Genomic DNA, 13,861 nt, shown 5'->3' on the forward strand with positions numbered 1-13,861 from the left:
GGCTAGTTGAATATAAAACTGAACGAGGTTGACTGGCTGCTGCCGGGCCTTTTTGTATACTTACCTCTTTTAATTGACAAAATAAGTCCAGGGTGGCTATACACTCGTAAAAGACAAAAAGGTAAAATAGAAAATAATAAGGAGTTGTTCTATTTGAACCAAGATAATGTGGATGCTAGGAAAAAGATTCAAAATACTGTGGATGAATTAAAGAAAAAAGGGATTCCGCCAAGAGCAGCAACATATGCAGCGTCAATGGGTTATTTAAGAGCTTTTAAAAAAGACAAATTATAATAATAAAAATCGCCCGTCTACTCATGACGAGTAGGCGGGCTGTTTGTTATTCTTCTTTTCGAATGAACGGATTCAATCCGACTTTCTCTTTAATGAGAGATGCAGCTTCTTCGGCCGATTCCTTGCTGTTTAATTGTTTTTACATCAACGTCTACAATATCGAAATCGTACATGGTTTTTTGTTTCATTTCCCCATACATTTCGACAAAAAGCATCCTTGGGAAATGTGATAAAACAAAGTTAACTTTAGAATAAAAGTAATTAAAAATTTACCCTGCTCACATATACAGTAGCTGTACGACAAAAAAGAGCACTCACGGAATCTGTACTCTTTTCTATACGCTCCAAACCTTACTATTAGCTATTTTTACATCGTGCGTAACGACGCTCAGCGCTAACTCTGCTTCTATTCAGCTTTTCGGCAATCTCTTTGAAACTTAACCCTTCTTTTTTCCACTTTAAAAGGAGTTCAATTTCTTTTGTTGTCCAACGTTTATATGTCTTTATTTTCTTGTCTGTACTAGTCTGACGAGCTCCATCTATCCAATCTGGTTCAGGAGGCAGGGCATGTTTTTCAATGATACTGAAATCGATTTTCTCTTGGTTTTGTTCAGCCCATTTCCAAAAAGAATGAACGTCAATTAAGTAAAATTTTCGTTTATAACATGTTATACGCGATGTTGATTCAAGTCCATGAAACTGAATCCAATTGTATACTGTTTTTCTGTCCACATTTAACGCTTCAGCTAACTCACTACTAGTTAAGAAGCCCGTAGCGTTTTTTGTGTTCCCCAGGCCCAGTCTCTTTAATTTCAACGAAATAGCTGTCTCACTTCGATTAAGTTGGCTTGCGATGGCTGATAAGGAGCAGTTCCCAACCCGTTTTTCTAAAAAGTAAACATCTTTATCTGTCCATTTTCGTCTCATCCTTATTGCCCTACTCCTTTACCTTCGTAAATGGATTGGAGTCGGCTTTCTGCTTCTTGAAAATCCATCGATAAACTAGTCAAAAAGGCTAACATGTTATCTTCTTCTGAAAGTTTGCTCATCGAATAGAACACATTGGGTTTCTGCTCTTTTATCAATGTCATTATTTCAATAGTAGGTAACATTTTTTCACTAGCATTTACCCTTAAAAAAGATCGCAAAAACCTTACGAATACTGAAGTCGAATCAAAGTCATCCGGATAGTTTTGTAATAACAAAAAAAACTTTTCAACGTTCATTTTTAATTCATTTTTTTCTCCCCGCATTTTTCACCCTACCTTAAACAGTTATTGATCCAAATACGGGGTTAAAGCCCTATTTGGCAACCTGGCTGTCATAATTCATCAGAACATTAGACCCATAGCTTTGCGTCCTTACCTTTCGATAAGTTTGCCTTTTTCATTAAGAATTTATATACATTAAATCATGTCGAATAATGTCGCGTCAACAAAAATAGTAATTATTTCAATTATTAAATTTCATTTTACTCATTATTTATTAATGTATATTTACTCATTTACAGGAGACTTATTGGTTCATTTAATGAGAAACTCAGCCAATTCTACTCATTTTATGGGAGAGATACATACCAAAGGTACTATATAGTCTATTTTACATGTTTGAAATACTGTTGACTGATCGTCGTATAAAAATTGACAACGTTACTTTAATAGAACTAAATTCCTATACAATGCAGAAACTTGACTAAACTTCCTTTTCCTGACGACACAAAGTAGCCTTTCCTATGATACAAGAAAAAGGCTGCCGTTTTTCCGATCTTCAATTTTCTGCTCCGCCCGCTCTGAATACGTCTGGACAGAAGATATTGTAATGCCGAGCAATTCAGCTGTGTCCTCAAACGATAATCCTTCCGCAAATCACGAACTCTGTTTCGCTAATCATGCTGTTAATCAATGATTTATCCTGTAAACCAAGCTCGGTCAATTCTACTTTCGCTTCAATAACTGCTCTTGCAAACTTGGATTCATCACAAACACTCTTTTTCGGCAAATAAAAAAGGACACCAAGCTAAGCTAATTGTAAGTTCATAACATGCCTATAAAGTTTGCTTTATAGCTCGTATAAAGAGGTGAAGAGAAGTTATGGTTTCATATTGAAGGGATAGTATGTTCTATTCATGAATTAATGGAATTCTACAAACAAAAATCGTAATAGGGTGGCACGAATCCCTTAGCAGGGATTTTTTTATATAGCTGGGAGAAATCTCGGTCTTTTTGAATAAACTTTTCTAGAATGGGTATACTGTTTTTGTACGACGGTTTCCCGTCATATCCCAACCCTATTTTGTCATTTCTCAACTCTTTTACAGTCAGGTATTAACCTGGCTATTTTTTGTTTAAAACTCGACTGCCACTTTGATTTTCATCGGGATTTTCTGCGCCAACCGTGCTGTTCTATGTCCTACTTCAATGAGCTCTTTCACCCAATCTTTCGCTTCATCTAGCATTTCAAAACTTTCAATGTTGTATGCACAAAATCCACCTGGAACAATTACAAAATACATGCCAATTCCCACTCACCAATTTTTAAACATCCCGTCAACAAGACTATTATTATATCGACTATATCCAGCCGCCTTTCTTTGTTGCTTAATTCATTCATATTCTTCATAGTCCCTGTGATAATCCGCCGCCGTGAATAAAAACTGCCACTTCATACCGTCCGGAAGCCTGGCCGTCATCATTTCAATCGGATAAGCCCTTGCTTCAATTTCCTTGCGTGTCAGTTCATGCACACCGGACCGGACAACATGATACCGAGCGGGTCTGTTTGCGTTTTCGATTCTTTCTCTTTTCTACTGTTCCTCTTTGATTCGATTAATGATTGGAAAAAGCAAGCCGTTCTCGCACAATGAGTTCATGGCCCGGCTGATCCTGCTTGCGCTGCTGCCTTCAAATTCGTGTACTATGCGCTCGATTGATGGGATTTCCAAATGCTTGAAAGAAAATGATTCAATGAACGTAAATATTTCTTGCTGTCGCTGTGTCAGCTGCATGATTCTCCCTCTTTCTTTTCAAGTCTGGCAATGCGTTTTTCTGCTCTTGAAATGCGGATTGTTTGTAATACTACGGTTTAGTAAGAACGCAAATGATAATTCTTGACATCGTGCTTCCTCCCTTTTTACCTCGCAATCAGAACCCCATTTCTCTTTTCACTCTGATGTTTCCATCCTAAAGCTCGTAACTCTAGTATTTCCAACTTGCTCAAATGCCCTACGATAATCGTGCCCCCATTCCATGATTGTTATCTCGAACATTCATTTCCCTACGCATCGACCATCATCCTTGCTTTCAACTCATGTCACTGCCAATACTTATAAATCCCAACACGATAATCGTCTTCTTTTCAAAAGAGCAGATAGCTACCTGCATTGTGTGTATGTCATTTTTAACAAATTTAAAATCTCACCCATGATGTTTGTCCGTTTCCAAATCGCTTCATAGTGCATCTATTATAGTAAACAAGGAGGTGATTTTAATGCGTTGTCCTATTAGACCAATCATCTGTCCCCCAAAGTGTGTATTTCATGATTCCTACATTAAACGCGAGGTTCCTGTCATTCACCCAATCGTGAATGTTAATCGGCAGCATATTGTTAACGTTCCTCGTCATATTTATCAGCCTGTGACAAGAAACGTCGTCGTAGATCCAGGCTATATGGATCCATCACAGTGTCACATGGATCCATCACAAAATTACATGAATTCATCATATAGTCACCGTAATCACTCACATGGCTGCAATCGTTGCAGATAACACTTTTTGATTTTTATAGAACCATTCGTACAAGAATCGGCTCTATTTTTTCATACTATATTTAAAAAGAGGTGATAATTATGAGTTGCGAAAAATCTGGTGGATACGGCTCTAGCTTTGTGCTAATTGTTGTTTTGTTCATTTTATTAATCATCGTTGGCGCATCTTTCATGGGTGGCGGATACTGACTGCTAGGAAGCAACCTATTATCCGTAAGACCTTTTTGAATTAATCTAGCTTTTGCCTCCTCCCCCTGCTGTAGCCACCAATCCAATATTGGGCGACTGTATGAAGTAAATACAGCCGCTTTTTTAAATTCAATATTTGTGAACGTTTTACGCATCCTGCAACATTTCGCCCCTTCCTCATTGCTTCATAGTTTGTTCGAACTGTGACATAAAATGTTTAATTTTTAACACTATAATGTTTTTCCCCGTTAGGTCTAAGTTATAGAAACACACACTTTTTCTTATGAAGAAGATCCTATTATTGGAACTCTTCTAAGTGCCTTACTTAAAACTGTTACTGAAGAAAGACTTATCCGAATATCATTAATTCTATTAGTTATAGTTTTAAGTTCAACTAGACCAGAAAAATAGGGTTACTCTTTAGGCCATCTTTCCATTCAGTCTTTGACACAGTTTGGGTCTACTGTGTATCACTGCTTTCGCTTCCACTCACCACGAACCGCCTTTTCTAGTAGCTTTCGTCGCAGTGAGAAATCCCGTGAAGCCGGTCCACCTTTGACATCGACAATTTCTGTTTGGCCTTCCTTGTAATACACTTTAAAATCTGCCGTGTATTTCGCCCTAGCCTTCGTTTTTCACCTTTTCCGGAACATAGATCACAATTGATCGCGTGTCCTGTTTTTGGGTTTGTCCGACGTCCAGATCCATTACAGCCATAGCATGTGACTGCGTATGTCGATATGATTTCAAACACTGGCTGTACTTCCACCTTTTCAACGTCTAGATCTGTCAAAAGAAGCATGTAACAATCGGCTTCGGCTTTGCTGTCAAAAAGAATGCCATAGCAAATGGTTTCTTTGCGTTCCAGTTACGCGCCATGTGCTGTCACTTCTTGCATATTGATCACTTCATCCATTGAATACCTAGAATGGAGTATTTGTAATGTACCGAATGACGATAACGAATAATAGATAAAAAGGGAACCTATTCTTTCTATATTACTTTCTTTCTGTTTTTGAAAAAAGCAATGATGAGGAGAAGAACAGGGATGATGACTTGAAACGGCATATAGACATATAGCAGCATAATTCTTACTTCTTGAATATATTCCGTATAACTGCTTGCGATGGCCATGGATACAAGTAAAACGACAATGCCCATCGGATAAGCAAGACGGGAAGGATGTTTCACCTGAAATAAATGAGACGCTCCCATCACCGCCGCATAGAAAAAGATACTTATCTTAAAAAAACCGCCGATCATCGCAAAAAGGATAAAATAAATATCCAAACGCTCCAAAAATCCGGCTACTTCAATCGACTGGATCGAAGCTAGAAAAGGAAATGGGGCACGTGAGGCAAGATCCAAACCGAGAACACTTATGTTACCTGCTGCGACAAGGGCCAATATAAGGCCACTCATGCCTATTGCTAAAAACCCGGTGCGTTTCACTTTTTTACGTTCCTTGATATAAGGGAAAATCATCGCAAAGACGATGATTTGTCCAAATGGGAAGTACAACGTTCCGGTGAAAGCGGTTTTGATCACCGGAGACAGTCCTTCTTCCAGTACCGGTTTTACGTTTTCGAGATGAATAGTTCCTGAAATGATCAATAAAAGGAAGCCGCTCAAAAGAAGCAGGCACATGGCGACAAACAACACTTCACTTGTTCGGGCGATGACTTCAATTCCTTTATAAACCATATAAACGATCACCAGAATGAACAGGGCATTGATGACAAATAAAGGCGTAGCCGGGTAAGCAATGGTGACCAGCATTTCCCCGAAAGCACGTAATATGGCTGCAGCTCCATATACAAAATAGAGAACATAACAGAAGGCCAGTCCTTTTCCTAAAACGGATCCTAGTAATATTTGCACATATTCCGTCAGCGGAAGATCCGGATAGTAGTGATAAAGGCCGTAATACATGAAAAACAGGCAAAAACCGCCAGCCATTGCGATAAGTATCGCCAGCCAAGCGTCTTGTTTCGCCTCACTGGCAAGCGGAAGCACCAAGGTACTGCCAAGTTCAAATAAAAGAATAAGTGTGAAGAGCTGATAGGCACTCATTTTCGCTTTTTCCATCACCTGATCACTTCTCTTCCTTTTTCAACGTTGTATGAAGGGAGTTGTTGACTAATCCCGTGCGGCGTATAAGCGCCTCAACCTTTACGTCGACGTCTAATTCCGCAAACGTACGGTCATCCCACTCCTTTTCAAGCTTTTTCCACGCTTTTGGATCGGTACGGTGCACCACTTCGCCAAACCCGAAAATGTCCGATTTGTCTTTTTGCGCTTGCTGGACCGCTTTTTCGATTTCGCTCTTGATTTCTTTTTCAAGCTCCTTTTCAATCTTTTTAATGACGTGCGGATCCGTCAGATCCACCGGCACTTTTACTTCCGCAATATCTCCTTCTGCTCGCGTTGAAATCGATAGTTTTGGCTTTCCTTTTGTAAGGGTCGCAGAGACCTTCGTTTTTTGACGCATCACTTTATAGGCAATGGCTTTTTTCTCTTTTTCCCAACTTGTGCTGACTATTGTAGTTTTGATTTTATCCAGTGTCCACAGCGTTCCTCGCGCTGTTTCCCCTTCTATCCAGTCAATCAGCTTTCCTTCTTTAAACATGGCCAATCCATCCGCTTCCGGAGCCGCTTCCAGTTCCGTTGATTGAACGCTTTTCACCGTTTTCCCCTGCATAGGATCCCCTTTTAATGTGAAACCAGGCAAAACCGGTTCTTTCCCCTTGGAGGTGACTTGAGTAATTAACTCATGAACATTGACACGTACGTTTTCACCTAGAGCTTTTTCTGTCGTATCCAGCATTTTTACAATGTTTGTCGCAGGTACTCGATCCGTCCCTGTCAATGTTGTGAGTAAATCTTTCGCTTTTGTCTCCTTCGCGATGACGACCGTCGTCGTCGTCCGGAATTCGATGTCGCGGTCAAGCTCATCCAGGATGGGCGGAAGCCCTTCTTTTTTGGCCAGTTCCTCGCTAATAACGACCAGATCGGTATGGGCGTAATAAGGCGTTCGGGAGAGTTTTTTGGTGATCAGGGCGTCCATATCACTCAAGTTTTCTCCTGTGACCGAATACACAATAACGGGTGGAGAGGATGACCCCCCACCTCCGCCTTGAAGTCCACTGGTGATGTTCCCTGGACTAATCACTTGTACAGTCGCTTCATAGTTTCCCTCTTCAGTTAGATCAAGGGAATAAGCAGAGATAAAGGCGAGATCGGTTAATTCTCTTTTGCTCCAGCATCCAGAAAGGAAACAAACGCTTATGATCAGCAAAAAAAGAAACATCCCTTTACGATTCATGCGTGTCACCTTCTTTCTGGTCTGTCATGATCATCTCACGAGAGAGGGGAGGCTGCGGCTTCTGGTTCTCGCCTTGACGTGTTACATTCTTCCCAACGGCCATCCGTGGTCTTTCGTTCATTGCCCATAAAGGTCTTCGAAAAAACGTCTCTTTGAAATCGGACGGAGAGAATGGCGCAAACGGGCTCATATACGGAACCCCGAATGAACGCAAGCCGCACAAATGAACAATCATCAGAAAGAAAGCGAGAATTAAGCCGAAAAAGCCAAAGGTGGCCGCGCTGATGATAAAGGCAAATCGAATCAAACGGGCAGAAATGGCCATCCCATAAGCAGGTGTCGCAAAACTGGCGATGGCGGTAACGGAGACGACAATGACCATGGCCGGGGATACAATCCCCGCTTGCACAGCCGCTTGTCCGATGACGAGAGCCCCTACGATCGAGACGGTCGACCCGATCGCTTTTGGCAGACGGAGCCCCGCTTCACGTAAAATTTCAAAGGTTAATTCCATAATAAGCGCTTCGACAACGGCTGGAAACGGCACGGCTTCCCGTTGGGCCGCAATAATAAAGACCAGTTGGGTCGGGATCATCTCTTGATGGAAGGTCGTTGCCGCTACGTAAAGAGCGGGTCCCACAAGAGAAATAAAGAAAGCAAGGACGCGTAAAAAGCGGAGGCCATTGGCGATATCAACACGGCTGCTATAGTCTTCAATAGTCTGGAAAAATCCAACGAAAAGAGCGGGAACAAGAAGCACAAACGGCGTTCCGTTAATCAAAATCGCGATCCTTCCTTCCAGAAGATTGGCCGCGACCATATCGGGCCTTTCCGTGTTATCAATCGTCGGGAAGGGCGTCATGGTCTGATCTTCAATCAATTGTTCGACATAGCCCGATTCAAGGATGCCGTCAATGTCAATTCTATTTAATCGTGTACGGACTTCTTGCACGATGTCCTCTTTCGCTACGCCTTTTAGGTACATAATGGAAACGTCTGTTTTCGTCACTTGTCCGATTGTCATCGATTCTACCCATAAATCCGGGCTTTTAATAATCCGGCGAACCATGGCGATGTTTGTTTCATTGGTTTCCGTAAACCCTTCTTTGGATCCACGGATCGAAATATGCGTCGTCGGCTCTTGAATGGCTCGTTTTTCCCCGCCCTGTGTACCAGCTGTCAGCACTTCGTCGATTCCATCAATCAGAATGAGGGTATTGCCCGCCATTAAAGAGTCGACGATTTCCTCCTGGTTACGCATCGATTGAGCTTGACCGAGCGGAATGACCTCATCCGTGATCAGACCCATCAGGTCTTCAGGAGTACGTTTTTCCTGTAAATGATTGCTCTTCATGATCGACTCAATGAAGAATTCGTCCACGGCTCGACTGTCTACGAGTCCTTTCACAAAAAGAACCGCTGCGTCCGTTTTTGCCTGATCGCCGATTTTGACTTTTCGAATGACAATATCCGGGCTGTTTCCAGTGATTCGTTTGATGTCCTCCAGATTTTTGGAGAGAGAAAAGTCGATCATGACAGAAGACTTCTGTGCATAGATCTCTTCTTTTGGCTGTTGTGGATCGCTTCTGTTTTTCTTTTGTTTATGTGCATAGATCTCTTCTTTTGGCTGTTGTGGATTGCTTCTGTTTTTCTTTTGTTTAAAGAATGAAAGCATCGTATTAAATTACCTTTCTTTCTTTTTTCATCCATTCTGTCCAGGTACTTGCCCGCTTATACATATTGGTTGTTTGAATGGAAAAGAGGAGATCACTTTGGTCTATACGAAAACGCACATTAATTCTCATCAACTCCTCCCTTTTATAAGAAGGGGTTTTCTTGTACACTTAAAAGAACATATATTCCGAGAAAAAACGTTCTGAAAGGATTTTTATATTTACAGTAATACACATTTGTATTTCTAACTTCTAGTTATGAATGTCTTCAACGCCCTCTTGTATTCAAATGAGGATTGAATAATACTTCGTTTTGTTAAAAGCTGATAATGAGGTGATATAGAATGAGAGCAGCAATATACATTCGCGTTTCAACAAAGATGCAGGAAGATCGTTACTCTCTTGCTGCACAGCATACTGAATTAAGCCGCTACGCTCGCAGCCAGGGTTGGAAAGTCATCGGTGAATACAAAGATGTGGACAGTGGTGGTAAGCTCGATAAACAGGGCTTAAACGCACTTTTAGATATAGTGGAAGAAGGACGGATCGATGTCGTACTCTGTATTGACCAGGACAGGCTCTCTCGGCTTGATACAATCGCCTGGGAATACCTAAAATCCACCTTGAGAGATAACGGTGTTAAAATCGCTGAACCAGGCTCAGTCACCGACCTGACAAATGAGGATGAAGAGTTTATTAGTGATATTAAAAATCTCATTGCTAAACGTGAGAAGAAATCCATTGTACGCCGCATGATGCGTGGAAAACGCCAGAGAATGCGTGAAGGAAAAGGCTGGGGCAAAGCACCTCTCGGTTATAAATACAATAAGGATGAACAGAAATATGAGCTAGATGAACAATGGTCTTGGGTGATCCCCACTATTGATGAGTTGTACTTAAAGAAGCAGCTGGGTATGAGTTCGATCGCCAGTGAATTAAATAAGATTTCCCGTACGCCTTCCGGTCATCTATGGAATGAGACACTGGTGCATAGACGCCTGGTTTCAAAGGCGTTTCATGGTGTGATGGAAAAAACATTTTCGAATGGCGAAACGATCACAATTGAAGGAATTTATCCTCCGCTGCGAACTGAGGAAACGTGGAAGCAAATTCAGGAAGAGCGAGTTAAAAGAGGATCACAGTATAAAGTAACCAGCCGACAAAAAAATGATCTGCATATTTTAAGACGTACGCATATTGTCTGTGGAGAATGCGGACGGAAAATAAATTTAACTGCTCACGGTACAAAAACTGCGCCGCGTTATTATTTAAAACACGGCCGACAACTACGTCTTAAAGATGAAACTGTGTGCGACATCAGCATTAACACAGTCCGTTTTGAACATAAAATTATCCAAGCGATAAAAGCTATTCTATCCGGTGAAGAACAAGCAAAAAAATATATAGACATTGAATATGATGATGAAAAAGTGGCCTTCATGGAGAATCAGTTTAATCAAAACACCAAAAACATTTCTAAGCTAAATGAAAAGCTAGACAATTTACTTGATCTCTTCCTAGATGGTTTGTTTAGCAAAGATTCACTTTCAAAGAAACAGCTGCAAATAAAAAATGAATTAGACAACTTGCTTATACAAAACGAGGATCTGGAAGCAAAGATCTTGCTGCTAAAAGGACAAGTAGATGGTTATGAAAGTATTTATGAATTGTTCGAAGCAGCAGAAGGATTTGAAACAGAATTAACACCGCTTGAAAAAGCGCAATTAATCGGACGGTTATTCCCTTCTGGTCTATTGCATCGGGATCATTTGGAACTGCAATGTAGGCTGAAAAACGCACCCATTTCCGTTGATATACCAATTAGTGAAGATCCTTATCCGTGGCATAGTACTAAACGTAAATAACATAAGTAGGGGTGTTCGCCCCTATTTATTTCAATAATAAGGGGTGATAACCTCTAATTTAGAGGGATATCGCCTTTCTTCTATATAATATTGAAATAAATAAAAGCCCTTTATATAAAAGGACTTTCACTTTCCATACTATTATTTATCCGATTTGTTTTAACAATCTCAACGTCCTCGGCTTCCCATCTTGCCAAGTCACATATCCATCTGCTCTCAATCGATCGAGATGCCACTGTATTGTAGATGTAGATACAAGACCGACATGCTTTCCGATCTCTCTTACTGACGGTGAATAATTATTTTGTTCAATATAACTACAGATATAATCAAATATTTTTTGTCGTCTTTCAGTCAAGGGTTTAGGCATAGTTGGCCACTTTCCTTTCGCGTGGTTTGGCAACTGCTAAAATGTTCTCGAGCTTAAACGTCCTCTTCTGCTTTCTGGTGAAGCAATAGGCCTTAATATAATCCTGATTAATAGCTGTTACGATAATACGTCGTTTCGTGATTGTATTATCCGCAGCCATGTACATGATCTCAATTGGCATTTTTTCTTCCAACGACATCAACAATAATCCGTTCATTTTAGTAGCCCCCTTCTTTAATATATTATTATACAGAACAAGCGTTCCTTAGCCAAGAAAAAAACAAGCATATATTTTCATTTCCACTGAAAATTTATGGAAATGTTACCATACTGTAAAACGCCTGTCTTATTTATTGGGTATATTAGCGTTAGAGGTGATATTTATGATTAATGGATTGTTTTTTAACGAAGGCAAAGTTTTGAAAGAAAAGCTGAATGAAGACCATATCAAACAGCAAGCTGCATTTTGGACAGATTGCGTGGACAATGGCCATGATGAAATGTTTATGATGAGTTATATAAAATTATGCGCTCAGCTTAATGAACCTGTGAAGGCAGAAATCTTAACCGCTAGATTAGATCAGGTGCATGATATGTGTAACGGAATGATGATATAAGATCGGCTGCGGCCGGTCTTTTTTATTTACCTAATCTTTACAAAAATCCTCTTCGCTTCCTTATACAATAGAAGAAAAGGAGCTGAGTTCATGGCAGAGAAAATTGTAATGACTTGCCCGAATTGCGGAAATATGATTAAGGGCGATGAGTATGTCGGAATATCTCAGATACATTCCGTTGTCCATTTTAGTTGTGGATCGATGCCTTTACCAGGAGAAAAAGTAATTGAAATCGGCTCTTTTGAAGACATAATTGGGAAATATCTTGTATGACTGGCTACGACCGGTCTTTTTCTTTACCTAATCTTTACAAACACTCCCGCCCCTTCCATTTATAATGGGTCTAAGGGAGTGATATTGATGAAAACAAATACAAAATGGATACCAGAAAAAATCGAACAATCCATCATTGATTTTCGCGAAAAAAATGGTCGGTTTCCGTATACTCATGAGATGGATAATGAATCTTATTTGCCCACGCGAAAAACTTTTTTACGTATTATGGAGATTACTTATTCTGATTGGCGAAAAGAGCACGATCCTACCCATAATTTTGTAGATAAGAAATTTCTTTTGATGGACAATCATGCGCTTGTCCAGTGGCTTAGACAACGATCAGATCAATTGAATACAAGAAGCGCTAAAACATATAATGCTTTGCGCGGCAGACATGAACCCAGCATGACGTTTATAAGAAAGCGAATTTCTTGGTCAGATGTTTTTCCGAAGTAAGTAAATTTCATTCGTTTATATAATAGAAGAAAAGGAGATAATCTAATGAATGTACTCGGATTAATGCGCTGTAATAAATGCGGAAAAGTGTTAGAGGTGAAAGATTTTGTTGCGTTATCTCATATAAATACAATTTATCATTTAGTTTGCGGCTCATCGCCGAAAAACGAAGGTGTTCAAGACGCAGGGACATTCGAGTTTATTTTGGAAAAGTATCCGTTTATGCAAAAATTGTACTAAATAAAATCCCGTCCACTCTTTATGAGCAGGCAGTTTTTTCATTATTGTTAATATAAAATTAAATTCACCTAATCTTTACATTAGATTAATTGAAGGATAGTTATACTAAAGGGAAAGGAGCTGGTCAAGTTGATATTGCTCGAAGCAGTCAAGCATCACGGTTTATTTCGATTATGGAATATCCAAAAGAAAATAGTGACTGAACCCCTTTTTTTTAGTGAGATTTTAAAATGCATTGTTGATGACGGTAATGAGTGGGATCCTGGTATGTTGGATTGGTATCATGAAGAGGAAATTAATTTTGATAACTGGAAGGAAATGAAGGTTCAAGTTTTGCCAATGGTGATTAACGATCAAGGATGACTGGCTTCGGCCGGTCTTTTTTGTATCATTAACTTTTTCCTATTGAGTACTATAGGTGAAAGTAGTTTACGCCATTTCCCTTTAGCTGGTTTCACAGTTGCTAAAATGCTCTCAAGCTTAAACGTCCATTTCTGTTTTCTGGTGAAGCAATAGGCCTTAATATAGTTGTCAGCCCTACTTGTGACAATAATACGTCGTTTCGTGATCGTATTATCCGCAGCCATATACATGATCTCAATTGACATTTTCTCTTCTTTCGACGTAAGCAGCAATCCATTCATTTCAGCAGCTCCCTTCTTTTTTTACAACTATACCGAACATATTTTCCTTTTTTCAAAATAAAGTTTGATCAAATTAGTACTAATAACCTTGATAAATAAACAAAAAGAAAGAGTATGTTTTGAAAAAAGATTGATCAAAATTTGATCC

General features: G+C 39.9%; 21 protein-coding genes and 1 riboswitch. Of the genes, 8 read left to right on the forward strand and 13 right to left on the reverse strand.

The window, feature by feature from the left end; translation table 11 throughout:
- The first annotated feature begins 153 nt into the window (after positions 1 to 153).
- Positions 154 to 294 (forward strand): hypothetical protein, encoded by a 141-nt coding sequence (locus AWH49_RS20290; protein WP_169815978.1) that lies wholly within the window; start codon positions 154 to 156, stop codon positions 292 to 294.
- Between the two features lie 357 nt (positions 295 to 651).
- Here AWH49_RS20290 and AWH49_RS06685 read toward each other — a convergent pair whose 3' ends face one another.
- The 6 genes from AWH49_RS06685 to AWH49_RS06695 all read right to left on the reverse strand — a co-directional run bounded on the left by AWH49_RS06685 (position 652) and on the right by AWH49_RS06695 (position 3,298).
- The gene (locus AWH49_RS06685; protein ID WP_063965070.1) at positions 652 to 1,221 is read right to left on the reverse strand and encodes a helix-turn-helix domain-containing protein; all 570 of its coding nucleotides are present in this window, start codon (positions 1,219 to 1,221) and stop codon (positions 652 to 654) included.
- Positions 1,222 to 1,223: 2 nt separating this feature from the next.
- Positions 1,224 to 1,547 (reverse strand): hypothetical protein, encoded by a 324-nt coding sequence (locus AWH49_RS06690; RefSeq protein ID WP_034290870.1) that lies wholly within the window; start codon positions 1,545 to 1,547, stop codon positions 1,224 to 1,226.
- A gap of 52 nt (positions 1,548 to 1,599) precedes the next feature.
- A riboswitch (cyclic di-GMP riboswitch) is annotated at positions 1,600 to 1,686 on the reverse strand.
- A gap of 338 nt (positions 1,687 to 2,024) precedes the next feature.
- Complete coding sequence (locus tag AWH49_RS21195) at positions 2,025 to 2,123, reverse strand: hypothetical protein (RefSeq protein WP_425305697.1); 99 nt, start codon at positions 2,121 to 2,123, stop codon at positions 2,025 to 2,027.
- Between the two features lie 13 nt (positions 2,124 to 2,136).
- A complete protein-coding gene (locus AWH49_RS19900) occupies positions 2,137 to 2,292 on the reverse strand; it encodes a hypothetical protein (RefSeq protein ID WP_157723674.1) in 156 nt (51 codons plus the stop codon).
- A gap of 346 nt (positions 2,293 to 2,638) precedes the next feature.
- The gene (locus AWH49_RS19905) at positions 2,639 to 2,806 is read right to left on the reverse strand and encodes a hypothetical protein (protein ID WP_157723675.1); all 168 of its coding nucleotides are present in this window, start codon (positions 2,804 to 2,806) and stop codon (positions 2,639 to 2,641) included.
- A gap of 291 nt (positions 2,807 to 3,097) precedes the next feature.
- Complete coding sequence (locus AWH49_RS06695; RefSeq protein WP_063965071.1) at positions 3,098 to 3,298, reverse strand: LexA family protein; 201 nt, start codon at positions 3,296 to 3,298, stop codon at positions 3,098 to 3,100.
- A gap of 841 nt (positions 3,299 to 4,139) precedes the next feature.
- On the opposite strand from AWH49_RS06695, the gene AWH49_RS19000 reads away from it, so the two are divergent.
- Positions 4,140 to 4,247: a YjcZ family sporulation protein gene (locus AWH49_RS19000; RefSeq protein WP_018392705.1), complete on the forward strand. Its 108-nt coding sequence runs from the start codon at positions 4,140 to 4,142 to the stop codon at positions 4,245 to 4,247.
- A gap of 470 nt (positions 4,248 to 4,717) precedes the next feature.
- Here the strand turns inward: AWH49_RS19000 and AWH49_RS19005 are convergent, their stop codons facing one another.
- The 4 genes from AWH49_RS19005 to AWH49_RS06715 form a co-directional block, all read right to left on the reverse strand.
- Complete coding sequence (locus AWH49_RS19005) at positions 4,718 to 4,843, reverse strand: hypothetical protein (protein ID WP_082862696.1); 126 nt, start codon at positions 4,841 to 4,843, stop codon at positions 4,718 to 4,720.
- A 397-nt stretch (positions 4,844 to 5,240) separates the two neighbouring features.
- Positions 5,241 to 6,335: a GerAB/ArcD/ProY family transporter gene (locus AWH49_RS06705; RefSeq protein ID WP_063965073.1), complete on the reverse strand. Its 1,095-nt coding sequence runs from the start codon at positions 6,333 to 6,335 to the stop codon at positions 5,241 to 5,243.
- Positions 6,336 to 6,342: 7 nt separating this feature from the next.
- Positions 6,343 to 7,572: a Ger(x)C family spore germination protein gene (locus AWH49_RS06710; RefSeq protein ID WP_063965074.1), complete on the reverse strand. Its 1,230-nt coding sequence runs from the start codon at positions 7,570 to 7,572 to the stop codon at positions 6,343 to 6,345.
- Positions 7,562 to 9,247, reverse strand: coding sequence for a spore germination protein (locus AWH49_RS06715; protein WP_063965075.1), 1,686 nt, complete (start codon positions 9,245 to 9,247; stop codon positions 7,562 to 7,564). The genes AWH49_RS06710 and AWH49_RS06715 overlap by 11 nt, the downstream gene beginning before the upstream one ends.
- A 342-nt stretch (positions 9,248 to 9,589) precedes the next feature.
- Here AWH49_RS06715 and AWH49_RS06720 point away from each other — a divergent pair, with 342 nt between their 5' ends.
- Positions 9,590 to 11,110, forward strand: coding sequence for a recombinase family protein (locus AWH49_RS06720; protein ID WP_063965076.1), 1,521 nt, complete (start codon positions 9,590 to 9,592; stop codon positions 11,108 to 11,110).
- Positions 11,111 to 11,255: 145 nt separating this feature from the next.
- Here the strand turns inward: AWH49_RS06720 and AWH49_RS21200 are convergent, their stop codons facing one another.
- Positions 11,256 to 11,480 carry a LexA family protein gene (locus tag AWH49_RS21200; protein ID WP_063965077.1) on the reverse strand — a complete coding sequence of 75 codons (225 nt, stop codon included), beginning with the start codon at positions 11,478 to 11,480 and terminating at the stop codon, positions 11,256 to 11,258.
- Complete coding sequence (locus AWH49_RS06730) at positions 11,473 to 11,697, reverse strand: hypothetical protein (RefSeq protein WP_063965078.1); 225 nt, start codon at positions 11,695 to 11,697, stop codon at positions 11,473 to 11,475. The genes AWH49_RS21200 and AWH49_RS06730 overlap by 8 nt, the downstream gene beginning before the upstream one ends.
- Positions 11,698 to 11,863: 166 nt before the next feature.
- Between AWH49_RS06730 and AWH49_RS06735 the strand changes: the two genes are divergently transcribed.
- The 5 genes from AWH49_RS06735 (at position 11,864) to AWH49_RS06755 (ending at position 13,432) form a co-directional block, all read left to right on the forward strand.
- Positions 11,864 to 12,097, forward strand: coding sequence for a hypothetical protein (locus AWH49_RS06735; protein ID WP_063965079.1), 234 nt, complete (start codon positions 11,864 to 11,866; stop codon positions 12,095 to 12,097).
- Positions 12,098 to 12,187: 90 nt separating this feature from the next.
- Positions 12,188 to 12,370, forward strand: coding sequence for a hypothetical protein (locus AWH49_RS06740; RefSeq protein ID WP_063965080.1), 183 nt, complete (start codon positions 12,188 to 12,190; stop codon positions 12,368 to 12,370).
- Between the two features lie 87 nt (positions 12,371 to 12,457).
- Positions 12,458 to 12,829 carry a hypothetical protein gene (locus AWH49_RS06745; protein ID WP_063965081.1) on the forward strand — a complete coding sequence of 124 codons (372 nt, stop codon included), beginning with the start codon at positions 12,458 to 12,460 and terminating at the stop codon, positions 12,827 to 12,829.
- 45 nt (positions 12,830 to 12,874) lie between these two features.
- On the forward strand, positions 12,875 to 13,069 hold the full coding sequence (locus AWH49_RS06750; RefSeq protein WP_063965082.1) for a hypothetical protein: 195 nt from the start codon (positions 12,875 to 12,877) through the stop codon (positions 13,067 to 13,069).
- Between the two features lie 129 nt (positions 13,070 to 13,198).
- Complete coding sequence (locus tag AWH49_RS06755; RefSeq protein ID WP_063965083.1) at positions 13,199 to 13,432, forward strand: hypothetical protein; 234 nt, start codon at positions 13,199 to 13,201, stop codon at positions 13,430 to 13,432.
- On the opposite strand, the gene AWH49_RS20665 is transcribed toward AWH49_RS06755, so the two are convergent.
- Positions 13,423 to 13,713 (reverse strand): hypothetical protein, encoded by a 291-nt coding sequence (locus AWH49_RS20665; RefSeq protein ID WP_063965084.1) that lies wholly within the window; start codon positions 13,711 to 13,713, stop codon positions 13,423 to 13,425. The two genes, AWH49_RS06755 and AWH49_RS20665, sit on opposite strands and share 10 nt — an antisense overlap.
- Positions 13,714 to 13,861 lie beyond the last annotated feature (148 nt).

Source organism: Domibacillus aminovorans (assembly GCF_001643235.1).
Classification (GTDB): Bacteria; Bacillota; Bacilli; order Bacillales; family Domibacillaceae; genus Domibacillus; species Domibacillus aminovorans.

What these genes read in the sequence shown, in the direction of transcription:
- AWH49_RS06705 (WP_063965073.1), bottom strand. Translation starts at nt 6,335, where the DNA reads ATGGAAAAAGCGAAAATGAGTGCCTATCAGCTCTTCACACTTATTCTT.
- AWH49_RS06710 (WP_063965074.1), bottom strand. Translation starts at nt 7,572, where the DNA reads ATGAATCGTAAAGGGATGTTTCTTTTTTTGCTGATCATAAGCGTTTGT.
- AWH49_RS06750 (WP_063965082.1), top strand. Translation starts at nt 12,875, where the DNA reads ATGAATGTACTCGGATTAATGCGCTGTAATAAATGCGGAAAAGTGTTA.
- AWH49_RS19000 (WP_018392705.1), top strand. Translation starts at nt 4,140, where the DNA reads ATGAGTTGCGAAAAATCTGGTGGATACGGCTCTAGCTTTGTGCTAATT.
- AWH49_RS06720 (WP_063965076.1), top strand. Translation starts at nt 9,590, where the DNA reads ATGAGAGCAGCAATATACATTCGCGTTTCAACAAAGATGCAGGAAGAT.
- AWH49_RS06690 (WP_034290870.1), bottom strand. Translation starts at nt 1,547, where the DNA reads ATGCGGGGAGAAAAAAATGAATTAAAAATGAACGTTGAAAAGTTTTTT.
- AWH49_RS20665 (WP_063965084.1), bottom strand. Translation starts at nt 13,713, where the DNA reads ATGAATGGATTGCTGCTTACGTCGAAAGAAGAGAAAATGTCAATTGAG.
- AWH49_RS06730 (WP_063965078.1), bottom strand. Translation starts at nt 11,697, where the DNA reads ATGAACGGATTATTGTTGATGTCGTTGGAAGAAAAAATGCCAATTGAG.
- AWH49_RS06745 (WP_063965081.1), top strand. Translation starts at nt 12,458, where the DNA reads ATGAAAACAAATACAAAATGGATACCAGAAAAAATCGAACAATCCATC.
- AWH49_RS06685 (WP_063965070.1), bottom strand. Translation starts at nt 1,221, where the DNA reads ATGAGACGAAAATGGACAGATAAAGATGTTTACTTTTTAGAAAAACGG.
- AWH49_RS06715 (WP_063965075.1), bottom strand. Translation starts at nt 9,247, where the DNA reads ATGCTTTCATTCTTTAAACAAAAGAAAAACAGAAGCAATCCACAACAG.
- AWH49_RS19905 (WP_157723675.1), bottom strand. Translation starts at nt 2,806, where the DNA reads ATGTATTTTGTAATTGTTCCAGGTGGATTTTGTGCATACAACATTGAA.
- AWH49_RS21200 (WP_063965077.1), bottom strand. Translation starts at nt 11,480, where the DNA reads ATGCCTAAACCCTTGACTGAAAGACGACAAAAAATATTTGATTATATC.
- AWH49_RS06740 (WP_063965080.1), top strand. Translation starts at nt 12,188, where the DNA reads ATGGCAGAGAAAATTGTAATGACTTGCCCGAATTGCGGAAATATGATT.
- AWH49_RS06735 (WP_063965079.1), top strand. Translation starts at nt 11,864, where the DNA reads ATGATTAATGGATTGTTTTTTAACGAAGGCAAAGTTTTGAAAGAAAAG.
- AWH49_RS06695 (WP_063965071.1), bottom strand. Translation starts at nt 3,298, where the DNA reads ATGCAGCTGACACAGCGACAGCAAGAAATATTTACGTTCATTGAATCA.